The organism is Dysgonomonas mossii DSM 22836 (assembly GCF_000213575.1).
In the GTDB taxonomy this organism is placed as follows: Bacteria; Bacteroidota; Bacteroidia; order Bacteroidales; family Dysgonomonadaceae; genus Dysgonomonas; species Dysgonomonas mossii.
In genome coordinates this window covers 73,522-93,768 of the sequence record NZ_GL892008.1, presented here as the reverse complement: position 1 = coordinate 93,768, position 20,247 = coordinate 73,522, and the positions used below count along the sequence as shown (strand labels likewise).

Genomic DNA, 20,247 nt, shown 5'->3' with positions numbered 1-20,247 from the left:
TTCGGCTTATGCGTCAACAAATCTAATATTTATATAATTTTATGGTTAGGCTAAACGTATATGAATGTGTTTAGAAGCCCCCCAATTTATCTCATTTAAGACATGCCCCGCAATGATGGGAGCTCGTACTCCATTGTTGAACGTAATGCCCGAAATTTCAATAAAGGCTTCGTCCCACAATCGTTTATCTATAATACTTTGAAGCAGTTCTTGTCCTCCCTCAACGAGTACCGAAATGATTTTCCGCTTTTTAAGTGTCGTAAATATGTTTTCCAATATGTTTTCGTCGAATGGAATTTGGATGAAAGTAACCTTCTCCAGTTTCGGAGAAGACTCTTTTTCGGTAAATACAATCGTTTCTACTTTTCCATCAAAGATCGTATAATCGAGCGGTATGCGTCCTTGTCTGTCGAGTATAACACGTACGGGGTTTTTTCCATACCAATGTCGTGTTGTAAGTGACGGATTGTCTTTTATTGCTGTATTTGTACCTATCATAATAGCAGGAACAACAGCTCTTTTCTTATGTACAAGCATTTTCGAAAATTCATTCGATATCGGCGTTGGCTGAGGAATGTCTTTTTCGTCTCTGGCTTTGTCTATAAAACCATCCTGAGTCTGTGCCCACTTGAGGTATATATATGGCCTGCCTTTTGTTTGTATGGTAAAGAACTCTTTGTTTAGCTCCCATGCTTCCCGCTCTAATATTCCTACATCAACCTTTATGCCTGCATCTTGCAGCATCTTTATTCCTCGTCCCGAAACAGCGGGGTAGGGGTCGAGACATGCGATTACTACATGCGGAATCTGGTTGTCGATGATCAGTTGCGCACATGGAGGTGTTTTCCCTTGGTGTGCACATGGCTCGAGTGATACATAGATGGTAGACTCTTTGAGCAATGATTTGTCTTTCACGCTGGCGATGGCGTTCACTTCGGCATGGGCTTTGCCATATTCACGGTGGAAGCCTTCTCCTATTATCTTATCGTTGTGAACTACCACAGCACCCACCATGGGATTGGGACTTACAAATCCTTTTCCATTGAGTGCCAGTTGCAGGCAACGATACATATATTTTTCGTCAACAGTCATTCTTTTGAGTTTCTACAACAGAGAAACGCAATTATTACGAGGTTATTTTACTGTAAAGGTTTTTTTATAAAATATTATTTGGCTGCGATTACTTCTATTTCCACCAATGCTCCTTTTGGCAGGTCTTTGACAGCAAAAGCCGAACGTGCGGGGAATGTTCCCGAAAATTGTGTAGCATACACCTCATTCATTGCTCCAAAGTGAGCTATGTCGTTTAGCAATACGGTAGTTTTTATGATATTATCGGTTGTAAGACCTGCTTCGGCAAGGATCGCTTTAATGTTTTTGAAACATTGTTCGGTTTGTTCCTTAGCACCACCTTCGGGAAAATCACCCGTTGCCGGATCGATAGGAAGTTGTCCCGAAAGAAATACCATACCATTTACTTCTACAGCCTGACTGTATGGCCCTATTGCCGCAGGTGCATTATTCGTTGAAATTATTTTTTTCATTGTACGCTGAGTTTGAATGATGAAAATTATTTTATGCCCTTCTGGCGTATAACTTCATAGATCAGTACTCCGGCGGCAACAGATACATTGAGTGAGCCTATTGTGCCGAATTGAGGTATTTTTACAAGATTGTCTGCTATTCGCAAATTGTCGTTCGATACTCCGGTGTCTTCCGCACCCATCACGAAAGCTATAGGACCCGAGTAGTCAACAGCTGTATAGTCGTCAGCACCACGCTCGGTGGCTGCAACTACTTTTATTCCGCTATTTTTCAGGAACTGAATTGCATTGGTAAGGCTTTGCTCCTTGCATACAGGTATTTTGAGCAGTGCTCCTGCTGATGTTTTTATGGCATCGGCATTTACGGTTACACTACCCTTTGCAGGTATAACGATTGCATCTACACCCGCTACTTCACACGTACGTGCAATAGCTCCGAAGTTGCGCACATCGGTGATTCCATCCAGTACCAGAATGAAAGGGTCTTTCCCCTGCTCGTACAAGAAAGGAATGATATCTTCGATATGCTCGTACGTGATAGCCGAAAGGAAGGCAATTACCCCCTGATGGTTTTTGCGTGTAAAACGGTCGAGGCGTTCGTTGGGTACACGTTGCACTGCAATGTCTCGTGATTTTAGCAATGCAAACAACTCCTTCGAAAGGTCTCCTTGAAGTTCACGTTTTACAATTACTTTATCTATTTCTTTTCCGGCTTCTATGGCTTCTATTATAGCACGTATGCCGAAAATCATTTCTTTCTCTTTCATTCTGTTATATTTAGGGTCGCAGACCTATTTGTTATTTTTGTATGTATGGCAACACTGGTTCGTTGAGACTGATAATGTTACATTAAATCTTTCGGGTTGCTTATCCGTTCTCTTTGCAATGCTAATTTACTTTTTTTGTATCCATATCCAAAATATATGAGCAATCCGATTGAAAGCCATATAAGGAACATTACCCAGTTTGACCATCCCAACTCTGTCATCAGATATAAATTGGTAAGGATTCCCAATACGGGCAGCAACGAAAACTTATACCTGAATGCCGCAACAGACAATCCCAACCATACAGCCCAGAAGACTATCAGTAAGGGTTTGCTGAGAATAACCTCTGTATAATCGGTTTTACCAATAAACAAAGATACTCCAACTATGAATAATATGAAAATGATATATTGTCCATTTATGTAGGGAACCTTAAATTTAGCCTTTTTACTTTCTCCTTTATGATCGAGAAACAGTATTCCCGAGCACACAAGGATGAATGCAAAAAATGTGCCTACACTGGTGAGGTCGACCACAAATTGCATGTCGAGAAATAATGAAGGTATACAAACTACAACGCCTGTAATAATAGTGGAAAAGGACGGAGTTTTATATTTGGGATGAATTTTCGAGAACTTAGGCCACAGCAATCCGTCACGGCTCATTGTCATCCATATACGGGGTTGTCCGATCTGGAAGACGAGTATGGCGCTTGTGATGGCAATTATCGCTGTAAAAGATATTACTCCTGCCACAAAATCCATATTTACTAAGTGGAATACGTATGCCAAAGGGTCGTCTACCCCTAAGTTCTTATAGTTTACCATTCCTGTGAGTACAAGTGCTATCGCAACATACAATATGGTACATATTCCCAAGCAGTAAAGCATTGCACGAGGCATGTCCCGTTGTGGGTTTTTGCTTTCTTCGGCTGTGGTAGATATTGAGTCGAAGCCGATGAAGGCAAAGAAGACAGCCGCCACACCGCCAAGAACCCCTTGTATGCCATTTGGCGCAAAAGGAGACCAGTTTTCGGGTTTTACAAAAAATGCTCCGATAAGGATTACGGCAAGTATTATTCCTATCTTGAGATATACCAGCAGATTGTTGAGCGCTTTAGATTCCTTTATCCCCAAGAAGACAAGAAAAGTAAGTGCGGTAACTACAAGTCCCGCAGGGAGGTTGATCAATATTTTTGAGCCGAATAGTTCGGGAGCATTCTGGTATATTTGGGCGGCCTTTAGTATGTGCTCCGGTAGGTCTGTGTCTCCATGCAGCACTGCATTATGGGCTTTGTATGCGGTGGCGTATCCTATGGCAAGCCAGTCGGGCCACTCGATATTGAATCCTTGCAGCAGGGTGGTGAAATATTCCGACCACGAAATTGCTATCACCATATTGGAGACGGCATATTCGAGTATTAGTGCCCAACCTATCGTCCATGCGAATATTTCGCCTAACGATACATAGGTGTATGTGTATGCACTCCCACTCACTGATATCATAGATGCAAACTGAGCATAACACAACGCTGTGAAAATACAGGCTATGGCAACAAAAACAAAAAGGAGCGACACTGCCGGTCCTCCATGAAAAGCTGCACGTCCTATCGTGCTGAAAATGCCTGCGCCCACAATGGCGGCAATACCGAAAAGCGTCAGGTCTCTCACACCGAGTACTCTTTTCATTCCCGAGCCGATAGAATCGCCCCCGCCGGAGATGCTGTCGATGCTCTTTTTTCGTATAAAAGAATTTAAATTCATCTATGTAAATATTCTTTTTCTATATTAAGGATTTGTAGATATATCAGGAAGCGTAAATATATCGCTAATTATAATTTTGATTTTTATAAATTGATCGTATAAATGTCATATACTGTGGCTCTCGCTCCAAAGCCTTCTTTTTGCTCTATCAGTCCTTCGTTCAGATACAGTCCGTTGTCTTCGGTGGAAACGCCATAGTCGAAATATTTCTTGTCGGGATATGCTTCACTTATTATGTGATCTACCAGCAAATCTGTAGCTCCCTTTTTCTTTCCTTCGTCCGATGCTGCAATGTATTGAATATGTGCAACTGTTTTGGTTTCGAAAATAAGGCAGCCTGCAACTATATCCTTATCCGCATTTTTTACGGTAAAGAGATGTATGTTTTTCGGGAATTTCTTTTTCAATAAAAGAATTTCCTCTAGAGAATGTATCGGCTGCTTGTTGTATCGTGTTTGCAGATTGTGCTCCAAGATTTTCCAAAAACCTTCCCAGTCGTCAGATTTCTTTACTTTCAGATCGCTCTTTTCGGCTTTTTTTATTCCTCGTTTTCGTAGTTCCGAATATTTTATTTTTTCGGAGATGAGTATCGATGATGATATATTTCGTTCTGTAAGCTCTGCTTTGTTGCGAAAAAGGGCATACAGGTCTTCTTCTGCGGGTTGCTGATGATAGATATGAGGGATAGCTTTGTAAACAATCTTCTTTATTCCTTGCCTGCGAAATGTGACGGTAAGGTACTCAAATGCAGATAATATGTTTTTTGCTTTTGTGTCCTTACTCATTATCATGCCGCCGTATGTCAATCCCTTGTGAGAATAAAAAATTTTGTTTTCGAGATGTCCGGGCAAAAGGGCAATCAATTTCTCTTTTTCGAAGAAGAGTAAAGAATAGTCTCTAAAGCGGTTGCCGTGATATTCTATAAAATCCCGATATAAAAGAAATGTCCCGTTTTTCGAATTGCGAACAAAATTATCCCATTCGAGCTTGAAGTCGGACGTGTATATTTTAATTTCCATCCTGACGGTATTTGATGAAATCTGAATAAGAATGAATGTAATTCATAGGATCATATTCGTCGGATGCTAATGCCATACATCTTGCGTTGGGCGAATACTCTGTCTCTGCCGCCCATATGCCGGGAGGGATATGAAGCCCGTAAGAAGAGCTATCAAGGGTAACTGTTTTTTTATTTACCCCGTCATTCAGTTCTACTTCGAAGCTGCCATTTATAGCAATCAGTATTTCGTGACAAAGCTTATGGGCATGCATCCCTCTTCTTTCTCCTTCGGGGATATCATAGATATAGAAAACACGCTTTACGGCAAAGGGGATATCGTTTGCTATATTTATATTCTCCTCCAGAGGGATCAGCGCACAATCTGATACTGTATATTTATTTGACGAAGAAGCTTTTTTAGCGGAAGCTTTAGTATTCTTTTCTGATGAAATAATCAAACCAACAGCATTGTTGGATATGTTTTTTATCTCGCTCTTGTCTTGAATATAAAGCGCTTGGTGAGGCTTGTCGAGTGTATATCTTCTATCGTGAACGGATATTTCTACAGAGCCTTGCAAAGCAATCAAAATCTGTTCGTTCTCTTCTAAGTCTTGCTTTTGCGTAATCAGCGAAACAGATGAAATGTCGAAGGGTATATGCTGCCCTATTTCGGCAAAGGTAAGCTTGCCCCGATGGTCTGTGATGGTTGGTAATTCGATAAAACTGTCTCTCTCCATATCCAATTATCTTAGCCAAGGTTCAGGATTCATCTTGTTTGTACCTTGCCAGAGTTGGAAGTGCATTTGAGAGTAGCCCGTGTCGGGATCGGTATATACTTTACCCAACGACTGACCTGTTTTTACGGTATCACCTTGTTTTACATATATGCCCTGTATATTGCCATAGAAGGTGTAATAGTTTCCATGACGGACAATGATACAGGTATTGTATCCCGGAATTGCGGCCACATAAGTTACTTCACCATTAAAGACTGATTTGGCATCAGCTCCCGCCTGAGACCGGATGTCTATACCTCCGCTCGAAGTGGTTACATTCCATTTGCTGTGCTGGTGTGTACCAAAACGTGTGGTGATGGTTGCGTTTCCAGATATAGGGTAAGGAAGTCTACCCTTATTTGCCGCAAAGTTGTTCGACAATGTTATATTTTCGGGAGTAGAAGTGGCAACAGGAGTACGTGTTGTGGTTCTGCTTTCACTCGATCTAGTCCGAGTCTTATTCTTATTACTGGTTGTTGTATTGTTTCTTGCCGCTTCTGCACGTGCTTTTTCCTCAGCTATTCGTTTTGCTTCACGTTCCTGACGGGCTACCTCTTCGGCTATGAGCTTGGCTATTTGTCTGTCGAGGGTTTCGGCTTGATTTTTCTTCTGAGTCAGTATTTTTTGGAGGTCTTTCTGTTTGCTTTGTGCTTCGCTAACCTCTTGCTGATAATTTGTTTCTTCTTTCTTTAGCTTATCTTGTTCAGAAGAGCGAAGATTGATTAGCGTCACCTTTTCGGTCTTTACTTTCTTCAACGCTTCTTTTCTTTCTTTGAGCGTTTCGCTCTTTTCTTTTATCTCGTCAGCCTGCTGGCTTCTCCACTCCGAGTATTCTCTCAGGTAACGCATTCTTCGGTACGACTCGGTGAGTGATTTGCCCGATAGGATAAACAGTAATTTGTTTTCTCCTTGCCTGTTGCGCTGCATGGCATCGATGGCTTTAGCGTAATTGGCTTGCTTTGCTTTGAGCTCGGCTTCGAGGATTACAATTTCCTTCCCTATCTGTATTTCTTCGGCAGAGATACCACTCACCTCCTGTTCGAGAAGTCTTAATACTTTTTGGCGTGAAAATATTTGGTTAGAGATCAGCTTTATTCTGTCTAGCAGGTTTGTTGTTGTTTTCTTGGTTTCACGCAGTAGCTTGTCTGTGTTTGAAATCTCACGCAGGGCATCTTTCCTTTGCTGCTCCAGTTCTTTTATTTTGGCTGTTTGAGCAAAAGAAGAAATACTAATGACGAGTGTGAGTAAGAGAAGTGTTTTTCTCATTTCAATTTTATGTAAGCTCCTATAATATCCGAAAATCCAACTTTTTTGTATTTTGAAGGAATGGATGTATCTACATTAAAGTCTTTATCTATATCCAGATTGTCGTATGAAATATTGATGTTGGCTTGTTTTTTTGCAAAGCTAACCTTTGCTTCCATATTTGTGGGGTATACACGATTGTTATCTTTGATAAAGTTGCTGTAATCCCATTGGATGGAAACATTCTTTTTCTCCTGACTGATAAGAGTAGATATAATTCTGTCGGATGCATCAACTTGGAAGTTGTACAACAAATCGCTTTTGCCTTTTGTTTGCATCAGATACGTATCGTTTGTTGGAGTAACTTTAAATTTGCCGAAGTCTTTATTTACTACCTCTTTGTATCCGGGGATAAACAACCTGTTGGTAAACAGTGCCTGAAGGTTGTAATAATTGAAGTCGAAGCCTGCAACTACTTTCGAGTCTTTGTAGCGTTCGGCCATGTATTGTTTTTTCAGGCGGTCTATGATAACTATACTGTCGGGTGTGAAGTTGATGCGCATAGCCTCTCCCCCTATAAACGGTATTCGTACCGAAGCCTGAAGTATACTGTCTTTTATTATTTTAAATACCGCAGGAACTTTTTGTGACGATTTGCCCGACTTAAACTCGATACTGCCTTTTGTGGTCAGCGTTTTATAATCGAGCTCCGATTTCAGGGCGTCGGCAATCACTTCATTGTTGTTTTTCTCGGCCAATGTGCCTCCTGTAGTCAGCGTCTTTTTCGATCCGCAACTGCTGATAGCAAAGGGTATCGCCAAAGTGACAAGTACAATAAGTATATATCTGTTGGATAGTTTCATTTTTCGACAAAGTAAGTTTTTGTTTCAATTTTTTTGTCCAGCGTTTTCGATTTGCTGTCACCTTTCTCTTTTGCCTTTATCCAGTATTCCAGTGCTTTTTCGGTCTCTCCGGTTTTGTATAGTACATCGCCGTAATGCTCGAGTACTTCACTGCTGATTTCTGTCTTTTTTTCTTCGCTATACTTTATGGCGTTTTCGATATATATTTTTGCCATTGTATAAGCTCCTTGCTCAAACAATACCCATCCGTAGGTATCCAGATAAGTAGGGTTTGTAGGCTCTGCTTTTACCGTAACGCTACTCATTCTCTCCGCCTTGTCTAAGTTTTTTCTGGCTACGGAAAGGAAATAGCTATAATTGTTGAGCACACCCATATTGTTTGGATTGTATTCTAACGCTTTGTCGTAGGTAAGGAATGCGCTGTCGAGCTTGTTGAGGTGGTAATATAAGTCACCTATTTGCCCGTAGAAATCGGATAGAAGAGATACGTTTTCTTCGTCTACATATACAACTCCTTTTTGCAGTGTTTTTAGCGCATTGTCATAATCATCTTTCATATACTCCGAAATACCCAAGTAGAAGTAAAACTGAGGTTGTTCGGGGTTATATGATATGGCTTGCTTACAAACTCTGATTGTCATATCTAAGCTATCGGGGAATGCTGTGCTCAGTAGTTGTTCCCATCCTACCGGATTTGTCGGATTGGCTTCTGCAAATACCTGATATTGGAATCGTGCTTCCTCTTTTTTGTTTTGCATCATTAGCAGATTGCCGTACATGAGGTTCAGCTTCGGCTCTTGCGGATGTTGTACCATCAAGGAGTCGAACAGCTGATTGGCGACCTTCGTATCCTGTCTGTTTTGCTGCAAAGTGCCTACATATTGAGCCAGAATAGCCAACTTGGTGTCGATCTCCATCTTGCGGCTCATAAGGGCTGTGTGAAGTTCTTCTTCGGCAGCCTCTTTATTGTTTGTTCTTTCGTAATACTCGGCAAGTGACGATATCAGGTACGGATCTTCGGGGTCGATGGATTTTGCTTTGCTGTAGACCAAGTACGCCTCATTGTTTTTCCCTGCTTGCAAGTATAAGTTGGCAAGCAATATCTGATATTTTATTTCGTACGGATATTTGTCTATATATTTTTGAATCTCGGCGAAAGCCTTGCTTTCTTGTTTTATCGTTGTATACAGTTGATACTTATGCAGGCTGATCTTCTCATTCAGTCCTACTATTTGTTCCAGCTTATCGAGAGTAGATATTGCCTTGTGTATGTTTCCATCGAGGCGATAGGCTTCCGACAGGTATACATATAAGTCCGAGTTGTCGGGATTGGATACAAGAAGCTTTTCGAACTGTTCTATAGCGTCGCTATATTGCTTAAACTCTAGGCAAAGGCTTGCATAGGCCATGTTGTAATAGAAGTTGCCTCCGTCGTAACTTGTAGCCTTACGATAGAAATCCAATGCCTTATTTTTATTATCCAGCGAATTGTAATAATTCCCCAATTCGTAATACACATTGGCATTGGTAGAGTCGATAGCCAAGCAGTATCCCAAAAGGTCGAATGCCGAGTCAAATTTACTTGTCGCTTTGGCATTCATAGCCTCGTGAAAGTAATAATCAAACTTGCGCTTGTCATCTTCCGGCAATTTAGCCATTGGCAAGTCTTTAACTTGAGATACGGCACTGTTTTTGACAGTTTTCTTCTGTGCAGATAGATCGCAGGGTGCTGAGATAACAATTAAGAAGAGAAGGACGCTGTATATAGTTCTTTTCATATAAGAATATAGTTCTTTTTTATTTTTTTCCTGTGTGCCCAAATCCTCCGTCGCCACGCTCAGTCTCACTGATCGAGTCCACTTCTTCCCATACTACTTGCGCATGTTGGGCTATAACCATCTGGCAAATTCGTTCGCCATTGTTTATAACAAAGTTGTCGTTGGATAAGTTGACTAAGATAACACGGATTTCGCCCCGATAGTCGGCATCTATTGTTCCCGGAGAGTTCAGTACAGTCAATCCGTGTTTAGCTGCCAATCCGCTGCGAGGACGTATTTGCGCTTCGTAGCCTTGTGGTAGCTCCAGATAGAGCCCTGTAGGAACCATCGTTCTTTCGAGGGGTTTTAGTGTAATCGGATTTTCTATATTAGCCCTGAGGTCTACTCCTGCTGAATAAGGGGTAGCATACTCGGGAAGGGGATGTTGCGATTTGTTTATGATTTTTACTTTCATTGCGATGATTTGTAATACCTTATTATATAGTGTGCGAAATTAGTTAAATCTTTGCAATCTACTTCGCTAATTGATAAAAATTAAGAATTAAAGAAGCTGTTTAAAGTTTTTAGATAAAGCTTTTGATCGATAAAGCTTTTTTGAGTTTTGGATATTTGTTTACAATCGGTATCTTTGCAGCCTAACAAAATATATAAAAAATGGCAACAGCATACCATAATTTATCATCGTACGATCCGGCTACAGTGCCCAGTGGAGCAGAAATGACAGTCGGTATCGTGGTATCGGAATGGAACGAGAATATAACAAAGCCTTTGCTCGACGGAGCGTATAGCACATTGAAAAAGCATGGGGTAAAAGAAGAAAATATTCTGATCGACTTTGTTCCGGGCAGTTTCGAGCTTGTTTTTGGCGCAAAACATCTGGCAGAAAACAAGCCGGTGGATGCCGTTATCGTTATCGGATGCGTAGTAAGAGGAGATACTCCACATTTTGACTATGTATGCAGTGGCGTAACTCAAGGTGTCGCGGATATGAATATTCGCTATGATATTCCATTCATATTCGGACTTTTAACTACCGACGACATGCAGCAGGCTATAGACCGTGCCGGAGGCAAGCATGGTAACAAAGGGGATGAATGCGCAATAACTGCGATAAAAATGATAGATTTTTACCGTAGAAATTTGGAGGAATAAATAAAAGTATTACCTTTGTATCCGCAAAGCAAAAAGGGCAGTTACCAAAGCGGCCAACTGGGGCTGACTGTAACTCAGCTGACTTACGTCTTCGGAGGTTCGAATCCTTCACTGCCCACTTTTTGAGATGCAAATTATACATTGCGGAAGTAGCTCAGTTGATAGAGCATTAGCCTTCCAAGCTGAGGGTCGCGGGTTTGAGCCCCGTCTTCCGCTCTGATAACAGAAAAGCAATTACAGAAATGTAGTTGCTTTTTTTGTCCTAAAAAATACTGCTTTTAGCTATAAAGTTAGCAGGGTATTGTAAGAACGTTAACACAACCACGATTATGGGTATTGAGATTGTACATGAATTTTACAAAAAGCAGATCGCTTACTACAGATGTGTGAATAAAGTTGTCAATGTTTCTGTCTACAGAAATTCTTCCAATATATCAAATTCAGTATTTAAATAAGGGGGGGGTCTTCTGTTTGGAGATGTGACTTTTTGTGTGAAATTGCAAGTAAAATAAAGAATTATAAGGAAGCGTATAGCCAACTATTTGTTCATTAGTGAATGTTGATGTGATAATTTAACAAATTCGTTTTTTATCGAAACTATTGATTTGAAATATTTTGAAGGGTCGCGCATTTCGTCTAAATTTGTGTTAATTCTAATCTGTCAGCGGATTGTATTGGGATTATATAGATTTTAAACGAGAAGTGTTAAGGTATTATCCCATATTCGGAAAATCGCCAAATTTTAGTCGCATAGGGGTAGTAGCAATTGGCTCTCACGTTCATTTGGTTTATACGTTTTTTAGTATGAATTATATATGAGCGTGGGGTTAGTTGTCTATCTATGCGATGGGTGTTTGGCGATACCTCTGAATGTGATAGTACGGCTGATTCCCACGCTTCTATATATATATTTATCCTGTCTTTCGAGGGGAACAGAAAGGCGCAAATAAAACAAAAATGGACATTAAAAATGAATTCTACAATTGTTTACAAGAGAGAGGTTTATTTCCTGAGTGCCATGTTGATCGCTTTATTACTTTTACTTATAACGGAAATACATTTAGTATTCGTCCGCTTCATAATGTTGTTGGAGCAGATATTGAGAATATAGTTTGTATACCTTTAGAGACTGAAATGTTTAGCCTGATCCTTTATAACCTGCACAGCTACGAACTACCCGAAGACAAGAGAGGGGAGATGCTTAATATTGCGGCAAATATTAATTTGAAATATAAAGGTATTAAAACAATTCTGGGTATTGATGACGATTGCCATGTTGAAATTCATCTGCAATTATTGAATAGTTTTTCGAGAGAATTAAAGAATAATTTGGAGAAATTTCTTGATAACATGATATTGGCGAATAATGAAATTTCCGGATTGTTAGAATCATAATAATATAATCCCAAAAGGGTTTGTTATATCTTATAAGAATCAAAACAAACTGAAAGGATAAATTCTTGTTTGTTTTTTCTTATTCTATTTTTAAAACTTTTACAATTAAACCTTTTCTTCGTATTTTTGTCTTAATAACAAGGATACATCATAAAAACGCATGCTATGAAAAGGATATTGCTGAATAAATTCTTCCTGTTTATTTTATTCTGTACGGTTACTCTATGTTCTTGTGGAGTGTGGAGTTTAGACTCGAAAGTAAAACAACTCAGATTGGGTATGACCAAGCAAGAGGTTGTGAGTGTGTTGGGTACGAGTTATACACACCTAGAGGCTATTGCCGTGCCCGAGGGTGACTTGGAAACAATCGCATACTCCGACAATTTGTATGGAAATAGCTACACAATTCGTTTTCTGAATGATAAATTAGTAGAGTGGTTTGCCGGTACTCCCGATAGGTCTCCTGTACCTGTTGTTGTGCCTGTACCTCATTCCGGGCATAATTAATTGTATGCGATGCGGCCTTAGCTTCGGCGGTTAAGGATTGGAGACATATCAAAAGCGATTACATTTTTGGTTTGCAATCGCTTTTGTTGTATTTATTATTCGTAGAAGAAACTGACGCTTGTTTTTACACCTTCACTTGTATAAGAATAGTGATAGAGGTTGTATGTGATGTTGTATTGATTTTTATAATTTATTGTTTCTTTGAGTTGTCCGTCTTTGGTGTATGTAGTTACAGAGGTAATCTGCTGAGGATTTGCTTTGGCTGGTGATACTGTAAACAGGGATAACCATTGTTGCTTGAAACTGTCTTTGAATGCACCGTTTCTGTTTTCGAAAGTCATTATTTCGAAGTCTCCGTTTGCGTGCGTATACTTTGTTATATTCCCCTGTTTGTCATATTCAAATTTTTCGGTATCTCCATTGCTTTTTGTATACTCGGTTACTTTTCCCCAATCATTCAATTTTATTTTAGAGACCGCATTTGTTGCTTTATCAGTGAGGTTAACCGTCTTATTGTCCGGATAGGTAACATTTAGATCGGATATAACACTTATTATTTCCGGCTCATTTTCTTCAGTAATGAGTATCTCGGTTACTTTTCCTTTGTCGTAGATAAATTTGGTTATAAACCGTGGTGCTGAATGTCCTGTGGCATACTCTTGTATTTCTCTTGCCCAGTTGTATGAAAAATAATAGCGGGTTGACTCTTTATCTACTGTTTCTATCATTGTAGATACTGCAACGGGTGTGGCTCTTGAGATGGCATCATATATTGTCACCACATATTCAACCTTGCTGCCATCTTCTGCTGTAACAATATATTTTACGGGATTCGTAAAATCAACTTCTGTTCCCGAAGCAGGATATATCGTCGCACCTTCCGACACGGTTATTATAGGCGTTACTTTAGTCCAATCTGTATCCACAGGAACTTCGGCGTCTACCGTATTTTTTTGCCAATCTACGTCGCCCGAGTTCTGACCGATCTTGAAAACAAGGATGTATTTATCTGTTGATTTCGCTGTGGTTATCGTCACCAGATACTCTTGCTGAGAGCCATCCTCTGCCGTTACTATATATTTTACAGGATTGGTGAAATCCAGTTCCATATCTGAATTCGGGCTGACAGATGATTTGGGCGATACTTTAATCGTTGGCTTTATCTTTTTTAAGTCACTTCCCTTCGGCAGGGTTAGTTTTACTGTTTTATTTGTTTGGTCTATTGTAGCTTCTATTGCGTTTACGCTAAAAGCTCGGATTTCTTTAATGCTGCTTTGAGTATCATCGTCGCAGGCTGTAGCTGTTGCGATCAATAATATTAGATACAAGATTTTTTTTAGTCCCATGATTAGAAAATTTAAATTTTAGAAGTATTAGGCTCTGCTAATTACTTTGCTCTTAATTCTCAATTAGCGGTTAGGTTGTCGGGTACTTTTGTGTATCTGACATGAACGATGGTTATGCAAATTTAAAATTTTAAGGTTGTTTAGCGAACTATTTGTGCATTTATTTTTATTATAATTTTCGAATTTGATAAAGCATAATCGTACAAAGTGTCCGAAAATGAACACTGATTTATTGCTTATTCATTTGTTTATTAGATGTTTATGCTTTTGGCAGGACGTTTGATTATATACTTTGGAATAAATGTATTGACCGATGATTAAGTTATAATGTATGAGGATAAATATAAGCAACTCTATTTTGTTGTTCGTTTTACAGAGCAGTAATAAAATAAAAAGCATTGAGTATGTATAAGCAGTATTTTAAACAAGCAATCGCCGGTCTGAGGGAAAATCCTCTCGTAGGCTTTTTTACTATTTTGGGTACTGTTTTGGCTGTAGCCACAATGATGATTTTGGTCTTGACTTATCAGATAAAAACCGCTTCTTTCGCACCGGTTTCGGAGCGAAATAGGATGCTTTATATAAATGTAATAGAAGGTCTTAATAAAGATAATGCAGGGTATAGCGGTGGCGGAATGGGATATAATATCGTGCAACAGTGTTTTTATAAAATGACTATTCCGGAGGTAGTGACAGCCGTTACCTCGAATGTGACACAAAAGCAGACCTCGGTGCAGGGCAATAAAAAGATCAGGCAATGTGATGTAAGGGGGACAGATGCAAACTTCTGGAAAGTGTTTGATTTTCATTTTATAAACGGAACCTCTTATACAGAGTCGATGTTTGCTTCGGCTATGCCGGTAGCCGTGATAAGCGATAAAGTGGCACGAGAATTTTTCGGAACAACAGAAGCTGCGGGCAGAATCATACAATTAGACTATGTAGATTATAAGGTTTTAGGAGTTGTGGCTTCTGTAAGTGATGCCGTAAGCGAAGCTTATGGTGAAATTTGGGCTCCTTATTCGCTGAATGAAGAAGCGATGGAGGCTGATTTTACCGAAGGTATAGGAGGTGAGCTTCAGGTATGTATTTTAGCTAAATCGAAGAGTGATTTTGATGCTATACGCCAAGAAGCTCAAAGCAGGGTGGCTACATTTAATTCGGGACAAAAAGAATTCAAAGCCAATATATGGAAACAGCCTATTACCAGTATTCAACGCATGTTTTATTATGTGCAGGGCGACCATTTGGATGGCAATTTTTCGGGAATGCTCATGCTTGCCACTTTATTTCTTTTCTTGCCTATATTTAATCTCTTGGGGATTATGTTTTCTCAAATAAAAAAGCGAAGTCCCGAGATTGGGTTGAGAAAGGCTTTTGGGGCAACCTCTACAAAGATTATCGGGCAACTTATTATAGAGAATTTTGCAATCACTTTTATTGGAAGTGTTATTGGAGTGGTAGTGTCTATCATATTCTTATATGTGGTAAAAGATAGTTTGTTTGGGTATCCCGATGTTAAGCTGCACTTGTCTATGATTCTGAAGCCTACTCTTTTTGTTGCAGCCATATTAGTTTGTCTGCTGATTAATATCCTGTCTACCATCTTGCCTGCATGGAGAATAGCCAAAGCCGAAATCGTAGAGTCATTAAATACTGAAAATTGAAAAACAATTGACGATGATAAAGAATCTTTTTAAACAAATATGGATAGAACGTCGGCATAACGGTTGGCTGATATTGGAGCTGATTGTTGTGTTTCTCTTTCTACTGCTTATGTCCGACTTTTTGTATGTCAGGGCTAAAAACTATCTGGAACCTAAGGGCTTTGATATAGATAATACTTATGTGCTGAACCTAAAAGCATTATCTCCTATTGCCCCTAACTATGTTGCACCCGAGCAGATTACGCAAACCCCAATGGAATCATTACTCAACTTGCTGGATAGAATAAAATTATATCCTGATGTAGAAGCTGCGGCAATATCTTTTCATTCGGCGCCTTACTCGATGGGAGGTGTGTGGGCTTCGTTGAAAGTGGATTCTATTACCACAAAAGCTATTCGCGATAGGAATGTTACTCCTTCTTACTTTGATGTATTTCGTATCCGTACGGCTGATGGTAAGCCTATTCGGGTTCAAGAAAGCGGGCAGAATCAAATTATTCTGACACCAGATGTTGCAGAGCAGCTCTATGGGAGCACAAATGCTGCTATAGGAAGGGATGTTTTTTTTCCCGAAGAGGGAGGTCGGGGAACGAATCCCAATCGGGTTATAGCTGTTAGCAGTATGATGAAGCGTCAGGAGTTTTTCCCATACGAGGGAGCTTTCTTTGAGATTATAACAAATTTGAGGCTCGAAGATTGGATTAAAAACAATGATGTAACCAGAGTTGATATTTCTATTCGTGTTAAGTCGGGGAGTGCACAGCATTTTGAAGGTAATTTTCAGAATGAAATGGGCGACCGTCTGCGAGAGAATAATCTTTATGTAGCCTCTGTTACTCCTTCTTCTAAGCTTAGAGACGATATTGTAGGAAAAGAAATCCGAGAATCTATCCTTCCTATGATATATGTTGTTGTTTTTGTGCTTATTACTGTGTTTTTGGGTGTTTTCGGTACATTTTGGCTACGAACATATCAGCGTCGAAGTGAGATTGGTATCCGTATGGTGGTAGGAGCAGACAAGGGAAAAGTGCGTCTCCACATGATACTGGAGGGGCTGTGTCTGATGTCCTTGACCATTATTCCCGCATTTATTGTGTATATAAATATGCTTATCGGTGATGTGTTGGACGTTTGGCGAGTTCCTGTTTCTATCGAACGTGTATTGATTGCGTTGGTAGTTGCACTCATGGTGATGATATTGATTATTGTAGCAGGAATATTATGGCCTGCCAATCGGGCAGCTTCTATACAGCCTGTTGAGGCTTTGAGAGCTGAGTAGATATTAGGATTCGTATTGTATTGATAATAAAAATAGTCGCAAAAGGGAGTGTGTTCAATCAGAATGACAAAGTAAGTAGTACTAGCCTTCCTTTTGCGACCATTTATTTTATATCTTAATACTTGAAGCTGCTTCCTCCAAGAAACTCCCTCAATAAAGATGTAGGAGGTAATTCTTTGTCGTTGATGTAGTTGAAGTATCTCAGGAACTTAAGTAGTCGATGGGCCTCTGCATATTCAGGGGCACTGTTTGGTACTTGCATCAATACAGGTTCGGCATGACGGCGCAAGGCTGCCAGCTCATACATCATAGCCGAATTGAACATTACATCGGCATTTTCCTGATATGGGAAAATCCATTTATCTTCACCTCGGCGTACACTTTGCCAGCGAGAAATAGTGTCGATTGCCGAATAGTTTCGATATTTATAATCTCGTATTAGTCTGCGTAGTAGTCGGTTATCTGCCGTTGGTATCCAGTTGTGATTATCTAGCGAAATAGTAGTAAGGGCAGATACATATATCTTGTATTTTTGGTTCTCAGGTATATCTCTTGTCAGTTCGGGGTTAAGCCCGTGGATACCTTCGATCACGAGGATTGAGTTTTCTTCAAGCAGAAGTTTGTCTCCTTTGTATTCTCGTTTTCCCGTTGTAAAGTTGAATGTCGGTAAATCTATTTCCTCCCCTTTCAGTAATTTTTGAAGGTCTTCGTTAAACTTGGCTATGTCTAACGCATATAACGATTCGAAGTCATAATCCCCATCTTCGTCTAAGGGCGTTAATTCCCTATCTACAAAATAATTGTCGAGCGATAGCCCTACCGGTTTTAAGAGGTTAACCATCAACTGTACTTCCAGCCGCATTCGGAATGTTGTTTTTCCCGACGATGAAGGGCCGGATATAAGTGCTACTTTGACTCCCTCTTTTGCCCGTGCTGCTATTTCGGTAGCGATGTTTGCTATCTTTTTCTCCTGATAGGCCTCCGATACTTTTATTATATTAGGCATTGTGCCCATCTTATTCGCTTTGTTCATATCGCCCACATTGTCGAGCCCGATGATATTCAGAAACTTGAGATGCTCTTTATATACATTGTACATTTTCTCCTGCGAAATAATCGGCTCAAGTTCAATCGGGTTGCTTCGGTTGGGCACACGTAGCAGCAAGCCATCATTGTAGAGTTCGAGTCCGAAGAGGTGAATGTATTTTGTAGAAGGTACGAGGCATCCGTAAAAATAGTCGACCGACCCGTTGAGCCTATAATACTTAGAATACAATTCTCCCGAACTTTCGAGAAGCAGGGCTTTGTCTTCAAACCCTCTGTTTCGGAACATTTTTACTACCTTGTCTGTTTCTTCCTCAACGGCTTCGAAGCGCATATCTGCCTCGATATACTGTTGCATTTTTGTTTTTATAGCCTCTATTGCCTTTTCGTCGATCGTAGCCCGATCACTGATTCTGCAAAAGTAGCCCAATGATATGGGATGTTCGATATAAAGCTGAGCTTCGGGGAAAGTTTCAGAAACAGCTTTTGCCAGCAGAAAGCAAAGCGAACGTACGTAAGCCCGCATGCCCGATGGGCTTGTTAGGTCTACGAAGGTTACCGTTTTGTTGTGATACACGCAATAGTCGAGAGGTTCGGTTTTATTATTGACTTTTGCGTTTACGATGGTAGACTGTGACTTGACGTCAAAGCCTTCCAATATTTTTATGAGGTTGCTTCCTGCAGGAAAGTCCTGATATGTATTTGTGTTTGTACAAAAAATCGTTACTTTTTTCTCCATAATCTGAATGTAAGTTATAAACATATCGAAGGGTGTTCTTCGTTATAAAAAACATCCTCCAGATTATAAAGTTAAGTAAAAATATTTATTAAAAAAACATGCCTGTGCAGAACTATATTAATGGCATGCCCAGCTTTAGTGCTTCAGAGCACATTTCTTTAGGCCATAGTCCGGCTTGTATCTCTCCTATATGTCCTTTTCTGAGGTAGAACATACATAGTCGCGATTGTCCTATTCCTCCGCCTATCGATTGTGGGAGCTCTCCATTTAGCAAATGCTTGTGGAAATAAAGCTCTTTTCTCGATTCCTGTCCTGATATTTCAAGTTGCTCCAATAGTACTTCTCTATTTACACGTATTCCCATCGATGATAGCTCCATGCCTTGTTCCAAAACTGGATTCCATACGATAAGATCTCCGTTGAGTCCTTTGTATCCGTTTTCGGACTTGGTAGTCCAGTCGTCATAGTCGGGAGCTCGTCCGTCGTGTGGTTTGCCATTGCTAAGCTCTCCGCCAATACCAATGATGAATACGGCTCCGTATTCTTTTGCTATTTTGTTTTCTCTCTCTTTTACAGGGAGGTCGGGGTACTTTTGCAGTAATTCTTCTGCATGTATGAATTTTATGTTGCAAGGCAAAATAGGAGTGATAGCCGGGAATATCTCATATACTAAATACTCAGTTCTTACCAGTGCTGCATATATTCTGTTTACAATTTGTTTCAAGAATTCTAAGTTTCGGTTTTCGGGAGACATAACCATTTCCCAATCCCACTGATCTACATACAAAGAATGCAAGTTGCCCAGCTCTTCGTCTGCTCGGATGGCATTCATGTCTGTATATATGCCAAAGCCTTCATTTATATTGTAGTCGGCTAGGGTCAACCGTTTCCATTTGGCTAATGAATGAACTATTTCGGCACGTTCGTCACCCATATCTTTTATTGGGAAATTTACAGCTCTTTCTATGCCGTTGAGGTCATCATTGATGCCCATCCCTTTGAGAACGAACAGAGGAGCTGTAACCCTTCTTAAGCGTAGTTCGGAAGATAGATTTTGTTGGAAGAAATCTTTAATCTGCTTGATACCCATCTCTGTTTGCTGTAAATCTAAGAGGGCACGGTAGTGTTTGGGTTTAATTAAATAGCTCATTTTTATTAATTTGCCTGTTTTTGTATTAAATGATTTGCAAAGTTATGTTTTTCGTGTTAATATGAAAATTTTATTTGCTGAAAATATGCATTTTGATTGTCTTGGTGGTTTGCTGTTGTTTACTTTGTGAAGAGTTTATAGTTAAATTATCTTACATTATTTTCTGTATATTCTTAATATTGCGTCTAATAGACAAGCCTCTCTTATGTCGATATTGTCTTTATTTTTGGTT

General features: G+C 39.9%; 18 protein-coding genes and 2 tRNA genes. 7 read left to right on the top strand and 13 right to left on the bottom strand.

Annotated elements, in window-relative coordinates; all coding sequences use genetic code 11:
- Window positions 1-45: 45 nt before the first annotated feature.
- The 10 genes from ribD to dut form a co-directional block, all read right to left on the bottom strand.
- Entirely contained in the window at window positions 46-1,092 is a 1,047-nt protein-coding gene (gene ribD, locus HMPREF9456_RS12215; RefSeq protein WP_006843844.1) for a bifunctional diaminohydroxyphosphoribosylaminopyrimidine deaminase/5-amino-6-(5-phosphoribosylamino)uracil reductase RibD, read from the bottom strand.
- 74 nt (window positions 1,093-1,166) lie between these two features.
- Window positions 1,167-1,544 carry a RidA family protein gene (locus HMPREF9456_RS12210; protein WP_006843843.1) on the bottom strand — a complete coding sequence of 126 codons (378 nt, stop codon included), beginning with the start codon at window positions 1,542-1,544 and terminating at the stop codon, window positions 1,167-1,169.
- 26 nt (window positions 1,545-1,570) lie between these two features.
- The gene (gene rlmB, locus HMPREF9456_RS12205; RefSeq protein WP_006843842.1) at window positions 1,571-2,311 is read right to left on the bottom strand and encodes a 23S rRNA (guanosine(2251)-2'-O)-methyltransferase RlmB; all 741 of its coding nucleotides are present in this window, start codon (window positions 2,309-2,311) and stop codon (window positions 1,571-1,573) included.
- Between the two features lie 77 nt (window positions 2,312-2,388).
- Window positions 2,389-4,074 (bottom strand): amino acid permease, encoded by a 1,686-nt coding sequence (locus HMPREF9456_RS12200; protein ID WP_006843841.1) that lies wholly within the window; start codon window positions 4,072-4,074, stop codon window positions 2,389-2,391.
- An 83-nt stretch (window positions 4,075-4,157) separates the two neighbouring features.
- A complete protein-coding gene (locus HMPREF9456_RS12195; protein WP_006843840.1) occupies window positions 4,158-5,093 on the bottom strand; it encodes a GNAT family N-acetyltransferase in 936 nt (311 codons plus the stop codon).
- Window positions 5,083-5,811 (bottom strand): sugar 3,4-ketoisomerase, encoded by a 729-nt coding sequence (locus HMPREF9456_RS12190; protein WP_006843839.1) that lies wholly within the window; start codon window positions 5,809-5,811, stop codon window positions 5,083-5,085. The genes HMPREF9456_RS12195 and HMPREF9456_RS12190 overlap by 11 nt, the downstream gene beginning before the upstream one ends.
- Window positions 5,812-5,817: 6 nt before the next feature.
- Complete coding sequence (locus HMPREF9456_RS12185; RefSeq protein ID WP_006843838.1) at window positions 5,818-7,116, bottom strand: murein hydrolase activator EnvC family protein; 1,299 nt, start codon at window positions 7,114-7,116, stop codon at window positions 5,818-5,820.
- Window positions 7,113-7,958, bottom strand: coding sequence for a lipoprotein insertase outer membrane protein LolB1 (lolB1, locus tag HMPREF9456_RS12180; protein ID WP_006843837.1), 846 nt, complete (start codon window positions 7,956-7,958; stop codon window positions 7,113-7,115). The genes HMPREF9456_RS12185 and lolB1 overlap by 4 nt, the downstream gene beginning before the upstream one ends.
- Window positions 7,955-9,736 (bottom strand): tetratricopeptide repeat protein, encoded by a 1,782-nt coding sequence (locus HMPREF9456_RS12175; protein WP_006843836.1) that lies wholly within the window; start codon window positions 9,734-9,736, stop codon window positions 7,955-7,957. Before HMPREF9456_RS12175 ends, lolB1 begins: the two co-directional genes overlap by 4 nt.
- A 19-nt stretch (window positions 9,737-9,755) precedes the next feature.
- Window positions 9,756-10,190 (bottom strand): dUTP diphosphatase, encoded by a 435-nt coding sequence (gene dut / locus HMPREF9456_RS12170; RefSeq protein ID WP_006843835.1) that lies wholly within the window; start codon window positions 10,188-10,190, stop codon window positions 9,756-9,758.
- Between the two features lie 200 nt (window positions 10,191-10,390).
- On the opposite strand from dut, the gene ribH reads away from it, so the two are divergent.
- From ribH to HMPREF9456_RS12145, 5 genes are all read left to right on the top strand, one after another.
- Complete coding sequence (gene ribH / locus HMPREF9456_RS12165; protein ID WP_006843834.1) at window positions 10,391-10,888, top strand: 6,7-dimethyl-8-ribityllumazine synthase; 498 nt, start codon at window positions 10,391-10,393, stop codon at window positions 10,886-10,888.
- 35 nt (window positions 10,889-10,923) lie between these two features.
- Window positions 10,924-11,006: transfer RNA gene (locus HMPREF9456_RS12160), tRNA-Tyr, on the top strand.
- A gap of 25 nt (window positions 11,007-11,031) precedes the next feature.
- Window positions 11,032-11,104: transfer RNA gene (locus HMPREF9456_RS12155), tRNA-Gly, on the top strand.
- 741 nt (window positions 11,105-11,845) lie between these two features.
- Entirely contained in the window at window positions 11,846-12,283 is a 438-nt protein-coding gene (locus HMPREF9456_RS12150; protein ID WP_006843833.1) for a hypothetical protein, read from the top strand.
- Window positions 12,284-12,448: 165 nt separating this feature from the next.
- The gene (locus HMPREF9456_RS12145; protein WP_006843832.1) at window positions 12,449-12,790 is read left to right on the top strand and encodes a hypothetical protein; all 342 of its coding nucleotides are present in this window, start codon (window positions 12,449-12,451) and stop codon (window positions 12,788-12,790) included.
- 95 nt (window positions 12,791-12,885) lie between these two features.
- Here the strand turns inward: HMPREF9456_RS12145 and HMPREF9456_RS12140 are convergent, their stop codons facing one another.
- Window positions 12,886-14,136, bottom strand: a complete 1,251-nt coding sequence (locus HMPREF9456_RS12140; protein WP_006843831.1) for a DUF5018 domain-containing protein — start codon at window positions 14,134-14,136, stop codon at window positions 12,886-12,888.
- A 404-nt stretch (window positions 14,137-14,540) separates the two neighbouring features.
- On the opposite strand from HMPREF9456_RS12140, the gene HMPREF9456_RS12135 reads away from it, so the two are divergent.
- Both HMPREF9456_RS12135 and HMPREF9456_RS12130 read left to right on the top strand, forming a co-directional pair.
- Window positions 14,541-15,803: an ABC transporter permease gene (locus tag HMPREF9456_RS12135; protein WP_006843830.1), complete on the top strand. Its 1,263-nt coding sequence runs from the start codon at window positions 14,541-14,543 to the stop codon at window positions 15,801-15,803.
- Between the two features lie 13 nt (window positions 15,804-15,816).
- Window positions 15,817-17,082, top strand: a complete 1,266-nt coding sequence (locus HMPREF9456_RS12130) for an ABC transporter permease (protein WP_006843829.1) — start codon at window positions 15,817-15,819, stop codon at window positions 17,080-17,082.
- Between the two features lie 115 nt (window positions 17,083-17,197).
- Here the strand turns inward: HMPREF9456_RS12130 and HMPREF9456_RS12125 are convergent, their stop codons facing one another.
- Complete coding sequence (locus HMPREF9456_RS12125; RefSeq protein WP_006843828.1) at window positions 17,198-18,865, bottom strand: nucleoside kinase; 1,668 nt, start codon at window positions 18,863-18,865, stop codon at window positions 17,198-17,200.
- A gap of 112 nt (window positions 18,866-18,977) precedes the next feature.
- Entirely contained in the window at window positions 18,978-20,015 is a 1,038-nt protein-coding gene (gene asnA / locus HMPREF9456_RS12120) for an aspartate--ammonia ligase (protein ID WP_006843827.1), read from the bottom strand.
- Window positions 20,016-20,247: the final 232 nt, after the last annotated feature.